9 protein-coding genes and 1 pseudogene are annotated in these 9,253 nt (G+C 73.2%); 5 read left to right on the top strand and 5 right to left on the bottom strand.

Going from position 1 to position 9,253, the window contains the following annotated elements:
• Positions 1-92: 92 nt before the first annotated feature.
• The 3 genes and pseudogenes from JWR81_RS22750 (at position 93) to JWR81_RS22740 (ending at position 2,168) form a co-directional block, all read left to right on the top strand.
• Positions 93-686 (top strand): annotated as a pseudogene (locus tag JWR81_RS22750) (dihydrofolate reductase family protein).
• Between the two features lie 175 nt (positions 687-861).
• Positions 862-1,611, top strand: coding sequence for an enoyl-CoA hydratase-related protein (locus JWR81_RS22745; RefSeq protein WP_297656661.1), 750 nt, complete (start codon positions 862-864; stop codon positions 1,609-1,611).
• Between the two features lie 62 nt (positions 1,612-1,673).
• A complete protein-coding gene (locus tag JWR81_RS22740; protein WP_297656657.1) occupies positions 1,674-2,168 on the top strand; it encodes a MarR family transcriptional regulator in 495 nt (164 codons plus the stop codon).
• A gap of 7 nt (positions 2,169-2,175) precedes the next feature.
• Here the strand turns inward: JWR81_RS22740 and JWR81_RS22735 are convergent, their stop codons facing one another.
• The gene (locus tag JWR81_RS22735) at positions 2,176-2,931 is read right to left on the bottom strand and encodes a hypothetical protein (RefSeq protein WP_297656654.1); all 756 of its coding nucleotides are present in this window, start codon (positions 2,929-2,931) and stop codon (positions 2,176-2,178) included.
• 18 nt (positions 2,932-2,949) lie between these two features.
• On the opposite strand from JWR81_RS22735, the gene JWR81_RS22730 reads away from it, so the two are divergent.
• A complete protein-coding gene (locus JWR81_RS22730; protein WP_297656651.1) occupies positions 2,950-3,117 on the top strand; it encodes a hypothetical protein in 168 nt (55 codons plus the stop codon).
• Positions 3,118-3,266: 149 nt separating this feature from the next.
• Here the strand turns inward: JWR81_RS22730 and JWR81_RS22725 are convergent, their stop codons facing one another.
• Entirely contained in the window at positions 3,267-4,553 is a 1,287-nt protein-coding gene (locus JWR81_RS22725) for an acyl-CoA dehydrogenase family protein (RefSeq protein ID WP_297656648.1), read from the bottom strand.
• Between the two features lie 163 nt (positions 4,554-4,716).
• Between JWR81_RS22725 and JWR81_RS22720 the strand changes: the two genes are divergently transcribed.
• On the top strand, positions 4,717-6,294 hold the full coding sequence (locus JWR81_RS22720) for an AMP-binding protein (RefSeq protein ID WP_297656645.1): 1,578 nt from the start codon (positions 4,717-4,719) through the stop codon (positions 6,292-6,294).
• Positions 6,295-6,304: 10 nt separating this feature from the next.
• On the opposite strand, the gene JWR81_RS22715 is transcribed toward JWR81_RS22720, so the two are convergent.
• From JWR81_RS22715 to JWR81_RS22705, 3 genes are all read right to left on the bottom strand, one after another.
• Complete coding sequence (locus tag JWR81_RS22715; protein ID WP_297656642.1) at positions 6,305-7,468, bottom strand: Ig-like domain-containing protein; 1,164 nt, start codon at positions 7,466-7,468, stop codon at positions 6,305-6,307.
• A 150-nt stretch (positions 7,469-7,618) separates the two neighbouring features.
• Entirely contained in the window at positions 7,619-8,530 is a 912-nt protein-coding gene (locus JWR81_RS22710) for a TIGR03854 family LLM class F420-dependent oxidoreductase (RefSeq protein WP_297656639.1), read from the bottom strand.
• Complete coding sequence (locus tag JWR81_RS22705; protein ID WP_297656635.1) at positions 8,527-9,081, bottom strand: 2,4'-dihydroxyacetophenone dioxygenase family protein; 555 nt, start codon at positions 9,079-9,081, stop codon at positions 8,527-8,529. The genes JWR81_RS22710 and JWR81_RS22705 overlap by 4 nt, the downstream gene beginning before the upstream one ends.
• Positions 9,082-9,253: the final 172 nt, after the last annotated feature.

Here is a 9,253-nt window from a genome sequence, read left to right as displayed (position 1 = left end):
TGGGAACGATGAGTTCGGGCGGCGCACCGGGTCTACCCGGGCATGACCAGAAGATCGGCAGCGGGCCGGTCGCCCATCGACCGGAGGTCGCCATGACTGCCACCTACACCTTCGACGTCTTCTCCAGCCTCGACGGCTACGGTTCCTACGGGGGCAACGGAGACTGGGGCGGCTACTGGGGCAAGCAGGGCCCCGAACTGCTCGACCACCGCCTCGCCTAGTTCGACGCGGAGCAGCGGATGGTCTTCGGGGCCACTACATTCGGGCAGTTCGTGCAGATGCTGGCCTCGAGCACCGAGGAGTCCGAGGTGCGTGACCCGTGGGTCACCCGGATGCGGAGCATGCCGACCACGGTGGTGTCGTCCACGCTGGAAGGACCCCTCGACTGGCCGGACGCGACCGTCGTGAGCGGCGACGCCGTCGACATAGTCGCCCGACTCAAGGAGGAGTCCCAGGTGCCGTTGCGCTCGCACGGCAGCCTGTCGCTGAACTGGGCACTGATGGGCGCCGGCCTCGTCGACCGCATCCAGGTGACGATCTTCCCCGTGATCACCGGCGGCACCGGAACGGACCCGGTCCTCGGGGGTGCGGCCGACTTCGACCTCGAACTGCTCGAACACCGGACGCTCGACCGCGACATCCAGGAGCTCGTCTACCGGCCCACCCTGCACCTGCGCCGGCGCTGACACGAACACCGACGACCGATCCCGGCGGGCACCCATCGCGTGGGGCACCCTGCGCGGCGCGGGCGAGAAGGGCCGGTGCCGAGAGGCCGGCGGTGCCGCTGAGCCGGCGGGTGACGATCACCGCGTCGGCTCAGGAGGGTGCCGGAGCGCTCCATCGCGCTCCTAGAGTCGGGCCATGACGGTCACGACGGAGCGGCACGGGCGGGTCCTGCTGGTACGGATGGAACGGGCGGCCAAGCGCAACGCGCTCGACGCGGGGATGACGGCCGGCCTGGACGCGGCGCTCAACGAGCTGGACGACGACCCGGACCTGTGGGCGGGGGTGCTCGCGGGCACGTCCGTCGCGTTCTCGGCCGGCACCGACCTCGTCGCCGGTGCGGGGGAGCCGACCCCGCGCGGGGGCAGCTACGGCGTGGTGCGCCGCGACCGCACCACGCCGCTCGTCGCGGCCGTCGAAGGGCTGGCGTACGGCGGAGGGTTCGAGCTGGTGCTCGCCTGCGACCTGGTGGTGGCGTCCCGGTCGGCGCGCTTCGCCCTGCCCGAGACGGCGCGTGGGCTGGTGGCGAACTGCGGTGCGATGTTCCGCGGACCGCGGGCGCTGCCCCGCAACATCGCCCACGAGATGCTCCTGACCGGCGACCCGCTCGGCGCCGAGCGGGCGTGGAGCCTCGGGCTGGTCAACCGCCTCGTCGAGGACGGCCGGGCCGAGGCCGCCGCGATGCAGCTCGCGCAGCGCGTCTGCGAGAACGCACCGGTGGCCCAGCGCGAGTCCCTGCGCGCGGTCGGTGCGGTGTTCGCCGGGCTCGACGAGCGCGGCTGGGACGCCACGGCTGCCGCGCAGTCGGTGGTCGCCGCGTCCGACGATGCCGCCGAGGGCATCGCGGCGTTCCGGGAGAAGCGCGATCCGCGCTGGTCAGGCCGCTGACCTGGACGGACGTCCCTTTCTCGAACCCCGGGAATGACCATGACGCGAGGTAGTGTGCGGCCGTGGACGCGAACGGGGTGCGCGACGAACTGGTGCGGCTTCTGCAGGACTACGCAGGCGAGGCCGAGCGGCTCGGCCAGGTGTTCGCCGAACGCAACGCGATGCACCCCACGGACCTCCACGCGCTGCTCGCCGTCGTGCAGGCCGACGCCGGGGGGACGCCGCTGACCCCGGGTCGGCTGGGGGAGCACCTGGGGCTGTCGTCGGGTGCCACCACCGCGGTGATCGACCGGCTGGAGCGGGCCGAGCACGTCCACCGCGCCCGCGACGGCCGCGACCGCCGCCGCGTCACGCTGCACCACGGCGAGGCGGCCGCGATGGTCGGGGCGGCGTTCTTCGGGCCGCTGGGCACCCGGATGGACGCGATGCTGCAGGACTACACGCCCGACGAGCTCGCCGCCGTGCGCCGCTTCCTCGCCGGGATGAACGAGGTCATGCGGGAGCACCGGGCCGCGGTGACCGCCACGGCGACGCACCCGCGCCCCGCCGCCGAGTAGCCGTGGATCAGTGCCGGGCCGGGATCCTCGGCAGCCGGTCGCGCACGCGTTCGCGGCGGGTCCTGCGGTGCTCCAGCGGCATCGGCTCGGCGCCGGGCTCCGGCGGCAGGGCAACCTCGATCTCGCCGCCGAGCCGGAACCCGGGTGCGAGGTCGAGGTCGTCGCCGCTCCAGAAGCGGCCGGGGTCGTACCAGCTGGGGCGGTGGCGCCGGGGGATCAGGCCCATCTCCTCGTAGGTCACGGCCACCACCTCCGCGCAGTAGGCGGTCTCCAGCGCGGCCGCCTCCGGCTGCTCGTCGCCCCGCTGCCGGGGCAGGGCAGGCAGGCGGCCCCGGAGCCAGCGCGTGGCGAGCGCCGCCGTGGACGGGAAGGGCGTGCCGTCGAGCCGGGCGACGGTGCGCAGCAGGGCGTCCTCGTGCTCGCGGGTGACCCCGCCGTCGGGGCCAGGGCCGTCGAGCTGCCGGAGCCACCCGCGCTGGCCGTAGCGCCGGCCCCACTGCAGCACGGCGTCGCGCAGGTCGTGCAGCTGGACGCCGCGCTGGTGCTGCCCGGTCCACATGTCGGGCAGCGAGCGGCCCAGCTCGGCGTGCCACATCAGCGGTGGCAGGTCGTCGACCACCACGGCCATGCCCACGTGGTTGACCGGCGCGTTCGTCAGGCCACGGATGGCGCGGTCGGCCCCGCTGGTGCCGCGGAAGACCCAGATGTCGCCGGTGCGGGCGATCTCGACGGCGCGGTCGAGGGTGATCACGCTTCCGGGCACGGGCGGTAGGTTAGCGGCATGCGCTGGTGGAAGGTCGTCGGACTGGCCGGGCTCGCCGGGGTGGTGGCCACAGGTGCCGTCACCGCGCGGGCGGAGCGGCAGCGCCGCGCGTACACGCCGGAGGAGATCCGCTCGCGGCTGCACGAGCGGGTGGAGCAGGCCCGTGCCGCGGAGTCCGCGGCCTGACGCGCGCATCTGGCGGCACACAGCGGACATTCGGGCTGCGATCGGCAGAATCGCTGCTGCAGCGCCGTGCCCGCCGACCGATCCCGCATGCCGCGGTCCTCGATCGGGCGCCCGGCGCGGTCAGTCCTCGCGCTCGACGCGCTCGGCGGCTACAGGTTCGCCGTCGCCGCCTCCAGGTACTGCGCGAACCTCTCGTGGGCCGCGGCCGCACGGGTGGGGACGTGCTCGGTGGGGACGTCGGTGGCGGTGTAGCCGCGCAGGATGCGGCGGGCGACCGTGGCCTTGTGCACCTCGTCGGGGCCGTCGTAGATGCGGGCGGCGCGGGCCGCGCGGTACATCTCCTCCAGCGGCAGGTCACCGGAGAAGCCCAGCGAACCGTGCACCTGGATGGCGCGGTCGATCACGTCGTGGAGCACCTTCGCGCCCCAGTACTTGATCATCGCGATCTCGACGCGGGCGTTCGACGCGCCGACCTGGTCCATCGTCCACGCGGCGTGCAGCGTCATCAGCCGGGCGGCTTGCATCTCGGCGGCCGAGAGCGCCACCCAGTCCTGCACCATCTGTTTGTCGGCGAGCACCGAGCCGTGGGTGTAGCGGCTGACGGCGCGCTCGCAGAGCATGTCGAACGCCCGCTTGCTCTGCCCCAGCCAGCGCATGGCGTGGTGGATGCGGCCGGGGCCGAGGCGCTGCTGCGCGAGCCGGAAGCCGTCGCCGGGGTTGCCGACGAGGTTCTCCCTCGGCACGCGGACGTCGGTGTAGACGACCTCGGCGTGGCCGCCGTAGAGCTGGCCGCCGGTGAGCGGGTGGTCCATCACGGGGATGTCGCGCACGATGTCGACGCCGGGAGTGTCCACCGGCACGATGATCATGGACGAGCCCTGGTACGCCGAGACGTCGGGGTCGGTCACGCACATGACGATGAGGAAGTCGGCCACCGAGGCGTTCGACGAGAACCACTTGTGCCCGTTGATCACGTACTCGTCGCCGTCGAGGACGGCGCGCGTGGACAGCAGGGTGGGGTCGGCGCCCGCGCCCGGCTCGGTCATCGAGAAGCAGCTGCGCAGCTCGCCGCGCAGCAGCGGGTGCATCCAGCGCTCCTGCTGCTCGGGCGAGCCGCCGATGGCGAGCAGCTCGGCGTTGCCGGAGTCGGGGGCCTGGTTGCCGAAGATGCCGGGCGCGTAGCGGCACTGGCCGAGGATCTCGTGCATCAGGGCGAGCCCGACCTGACCGAACCCACCGCCGCCGAGCTCGGGAGGCAGGTGGGCCGCCCACAGGCCCTGCTCCCTGACCTGCTCCTTCATCGGGGCGGTGATCCGGTCGAACGTCGCGCGGTCGACGTCGAGCGTCTCCAGCGGGATGACCTCGTCGCGGACGAACTGCCGCATCCATGCCAGCTTGGTCTCGAACTCGGGTTCGGTAGAGAAGTCCCACGCCATGCCTGCACCGTGCCATGGCGAACCGCCCGGGACCAGACTCGCCTCCCGCGCCGCCGCCGGCGCGCGGACATGGCCGGGCCGGCGGCCGTGGCCGGTGGGCGTTCGGCGAGGCCCGCGGCGCGTCGACCGTGGTGTCCGGGCCCGGGACGGGAGATGCTGATGCGTGGCCGAATACTCCGCGCTCTCGTTCGAACCCCTGACGCCCGTCTCCTACCTGGACCGGGCGGCCGCCGCGCACGGGGACCGCACCGCCGTCGTGGACGGGGAGCGGCGCTTCACGTACGCGGAGCTGCACGCTCGCTGCCGCAGGCTCGCGGGCGCGCTGGCCCCGCTGGCGGACGGGCGGCCGGTGGCGGTGCTGGCGCCGAACACGCACGTGCTGCTGGAGGCGAACTTCGGGGTGCCGTGGGCCGGGGTGCCGCTGGTGGCGGTGAACACCCGGCTGTCGCCGGGTGAGGTGGCCTACATCCTGCAGCACTCGAACGCCGCGGTGCTGGTGCACGACCCGCTGTTCGACGGGTTGGTGGACACGGTGTTCACGGAGATGGCGCACCCGCCGCTGCGGATCCGGGCCGACGGCGAGTACGAGGGCCTCATCGCCGACGCGCCGCGGCTGGCGATCACCCCCGCCGACGAGCGCGGCCTGCTCTCGATCAACTACACGTCCGGCACCACCGGCAGGCCCAAGGGCGTGATGTACCACCACCGGGGCGCCTACCTGCAGGCGCTGGCGATGGTGGGCCACACCGGGCTGACGCCGAGCGCGGTGCACCTGTGGACGCTGCCGATGTTCCATTGCAACGGCTGGTGCTTCCCGTGGGCGGTCACCGCTGCGGCGGCCACGCATGTCTGCCTGTCGAGGATGGAGCCGACGGAGGTGTGGCGGCTGATCCGGGAGGAGGGCGTCACGCACCTCAACGGGGCGCCGACGGTGCTGTCGATGCTGGCCTACGCGGCCGAGGCCGGGCCGGTGTCGCCGCCGGTGCGGGTCGCGACCGGTGGTGCGCCGCCGTCCCCGGCGATCCTGCGCCGGATGGGGGAGCTGGGGTTCGACGTCACGCACCTCTACGGCCTGACCGAGACGTTCGGGCCGGCGATGCTCTGCGACTGGCGCCCGGAGTGGAACGGTCTGGACGCGGGGGAGCAGGCGCGGCTGAAGGCGCGTCAGGGCGTGGGCAACATGATCTCCTGCCGCGCGCGGGTGATCGCGGACGACGGCACCGACGTGCCGGCCGACGGCACCTCGGTGGGGCAGATCGCGCTGCGCGGCAACAACGTGATGCTGGGCTACCTCGACGAGAGCGGGGGGATCGACGCGGAGGCGACGGCGGAGGCGGTGCCCGACGGCTGGTTCCGCACCGGCGACCTGGGCGTCGTGCACCCCGACGGCTACGTCGAGCTGCGCGACCGCAGCAAGGACGTGATCATCTCGGGTGGGGAGAACATCGCGAGCGTCGAGGTCGAGCAGGCGATCATGGACCACCCGGCGGTGCTCGAGGTGGCCGTGATCGCGGTGCCGGACGAGAAGTGGGGTGAGGTGCCCGCTGCGTTCGTCACGTTGCAGGCGGGGGCCACCGCCACCGAGGCGGAGATCATCGAGCACGTGCAGGGCCGGCTCGCGCGGTTCAAGGCGCCGAAGACGGTGACGTTCGGCGAGCTGCCGAAGACCTCCACGGGCAAGATCCAGAAGTTCGTGCTGCGCGACGAGGCGTGGAAGGGATCGGCCTCCCGGATCCGCTAGCCCGAAGGGGTCAGGCGAGCGCCGACATGCTCTTCCACTCCGCCCACGGGATCGACCAGTCGTAGATGTCGCCGTCGCTGGCCGAGAGCGGCACGCTGGTGCCGGTGATCTCGACGGGGTCGCCGAAGATCGCCGTGTCGTAGTAGGACCTGGCGTTCTTCGTCGACAGGTTGATGCAGCCGTGGGTGACGTTGCGCTTGCCCTGCACGGAGTTCGTGGCCGGGTTGGCGTGGATGAACTCGCCGTTGTTGGAGATGCGCACGGCCCAGTGCTCCGGCACGTCGTTGTAGCCGTAGGCCGGGTTGGACATCAGCACGGTCTGCGACTTGCCCATGACCACGTGGATGCCACTGCGCGTGACGCGGTTGGGGTCGGTCTCGAGGCCGAAGCTGGCGGGGAGGTCGATCACGGTCGTGCCGTCGCGCACCACCTGGATGCGGTGCGTGGTGGCGTCGGCCTTGACGATCTGCGAACGGCCGATCGTGAACGTGGTGGTCAGGTCCCGGGCGCCGAAGCCGGCCTTGCCGAGGTCCAGGCCGTACACGCGCGCTGCCACCGTGACGCCGGTGTTCTCCGGCCAGTAGCTCCGCGGGCGGTAGTGCACCCGTGAGCCCTCGGACGTGTCGGGCAGCCAGGCCCACGATCCCGTCACCGGCCTCGTGGTGGTGACCGACAACGTCCGCTCGGCGGCGGCCCGGTCGGCCGTGGGGATCGTGCGGTCGAACTGGATCTCGATGGGGGCGGCCACGCCGACCACGGCGTCGTCGCCGATGTTGGTGGACACGTGGAACAAGCGGGTCGGGCTGGCGGTGGTGAAGCCGCCGGTCACCGGGACGCTGCCGCCGGGACCCTTCGCCGTGCCCGTGAAGTGGTAGGTGGTGTCGTAGGCGGGCGGCGCCGTGGCGGTCCAGGTGAGGCCGTCGGGGGAGACGGTGCCGGGGATCGGGGTCCCGTCGTCGGCGGTGAGGGCGACGCCGGACAACGCGCCGTGCGCCGAGGTGATGCGGATCGGCGCGGCCGGCGCCACGTCCTGCGTGCCGTCGGGGGGAACGGTGCTCACCGTCGGCGCCGCGGGCGGGGCCGACGGCCGGGCGGGTCCGGGCGGCGTCGCGGAGGCGAGCCCGGCGCACCCGCTGAGCGCCAGACCGGCCACGACGAGCGTGGCTGCCAGCAAGCCCGCGCGATTCTGGCGCGACCAGCGCATCCGTCCCCCCGAGTCCCCGTGATTCCCCAGGAGTCACTAGAGCAACACGGGGCACGTGCGTCAATCACGTCGCGATACCGGTTGGCTACCGATCGGGAACGGACCGGACAGACGGGACGATCAGGTCTGCAGTGGTGCGAGCTCCTGCTCGAACCGGTCGAGGAAGCCCCGCCACGACGTCACGGGCACGGCGGGCCGCAGCACGAACTTCGACAGGCCCACCTCGACGAACCGCCGCACCTGCTCGCGCGCGGCCGTCCATCCGTCGGCGACGAGCAGCCGGGCGTCCATCTCCGGACGCCGGCGGCCCAGGGAGGCGAGGGCGGCGTCGCGCTGGGCGTCGTCGGCATCGTCGGGGATCACGGCGACGTTCGTGCCGTAGTGGTCGTCCTCGATCTCGCGGCCGGCCGCGGCGGCGGCCCGCTCGATGCCCGCACGGCACTCCGCGGCCTCGCCGGGTGTGACGAAGCTGCCCAGCCAGCCGTCGGCGAGCCGCCCGATCCGGCGGAGCCCCGCGGGAGCCTTGCCGCCCAGCCACAGGTCCAGCGGGCGCGCCGGCAGCGGGCCGACCGAGGCCTCGTCGAGGTGGAAGAAGCGGCCGTGGTGGGTGACGTGCTGCTCGGCCAGCAGCCTGCGGACCACGAGCAGCGCCTCGTCGAACACCGCGGCGCGCTCGCCGTCGGGGACGGGGAACAGCTCCCGCTCGCCCGTCGTGGCCGGCCGCACCCCGAACGTCGGCAGGATCCGCTTCGGCGCCAGCGCCACCAGCGAGGCGAGCTGCGCGGCCACCAGCATCGGGTTGCGGCCGGGCAGCACGAGCACGCCGGTGCCCAGCTTGAGCTTCTGCGTGCGACCGGCGGCGAACGCGAGACCGACCAGCGGGTCGATACCCGGGCCGGACGCGTGGTCGGCCAGCCAGATCGAGTCCACGCCCCGGGCCTCGCAGGCGTCGACGAACGCGGCGAGCTCGGGCCCGGGGGCGTCGCCGAGCGGGATGGAGCCGAGGCCGATCCTGACCTTGATGTCCGTCACCGCACGAACCGGTCGGCGAAATCGGCGCCGAGGCCGACGGACTCGTAGTGCTCCCGCGCGAGCGCGAGCTTGGTGAACACGTCCTCGTAGCCGGTGGGCCTGCCGTCGGGGTCGACGTAGACGAGCGAGCCCGTGACGTTGAAGAGCGTCATCATCTCCTCGACGTCGTCGGGGACGACGAGCGTGTGCACCTCGCCGGGCACCTCGAACGCGTACCCGCCCTCGACGGCCACCCAGTCGTGCTCGAGGTAGTGCCAGCGGCCCTTGAGCACCTGGGCGTGCACGGGGCCGGCGTGGCGGTGCCGCGAGAGCACGCCCGAGCGCCGCACGCGCAGCACGTTGACGTAGTAGCCGTGGCTGACGCCGAACAGCAGCGGCCGGAACGACACGTCGTCCGACTGCGGGACCCACAGGCGCTCATCGGCGGCCACGATCTCGTCGATCACGAGGTCGGGCACCGTGCCATAGGGGAGTCCGTGCCGGTAGGGGGTGCGGGCCTGCTCCGTGGACTCTGCCGCAGGCCTGCCGAGCTGTGCGCTGGTGAGGGACACGTTCTCGACGGTAGCTCCCGCCGGTGCCGGGTGTCTCCCGCGAGTGACGTCCCGCGCTCAGGCCTGGGCGGGCGGGGCCGGCACGGCCGGGGCCACGCCCGCGGTCGAGGGCGCCGTGACGGGCGCCGTGGCGGGGGGCTCGGTGCCCGGCTCGCTCGTGACGACGGCGTTC

The organism is Pseudonocardia sp. (assembly GCF_025965585.1).
Taxonomy (GTDB): domain Bacteria; phylum Actinomycetota; class Actinomycetes; order Mycobacteriales; family Pseudonocardiaceae; genus Pseudonocardia.
This window is presented reverse-complemented; position numbering and strand designations above follow the sequence as displayed.

Bases quoted from the DNA above. Each gene is read 5' to 3' on its own strand.
- JWR81_RS22745 (WP_297656661.1), top strand. From the start codon at position 862: ATGACGGTCACGACGGAGCGGCACGGGCGGGTCCTGCTGGTACGGATG.
- JWR81_RS22730 (WP_297656651.1), top strand. From the start codon at position 2,950: ATGCGCTGGTGGAAGGTCGTCGGACTGGCCGGGCTCGCCGGGGTGGTG.
- JWR81_RS22725 (WP_297656648.1), bottom strand. From the start codon at position 4,553: ATGGCGTGGGACTTCTCTACCGAACCCGAGTTCGAGACCAAGCTGGCA.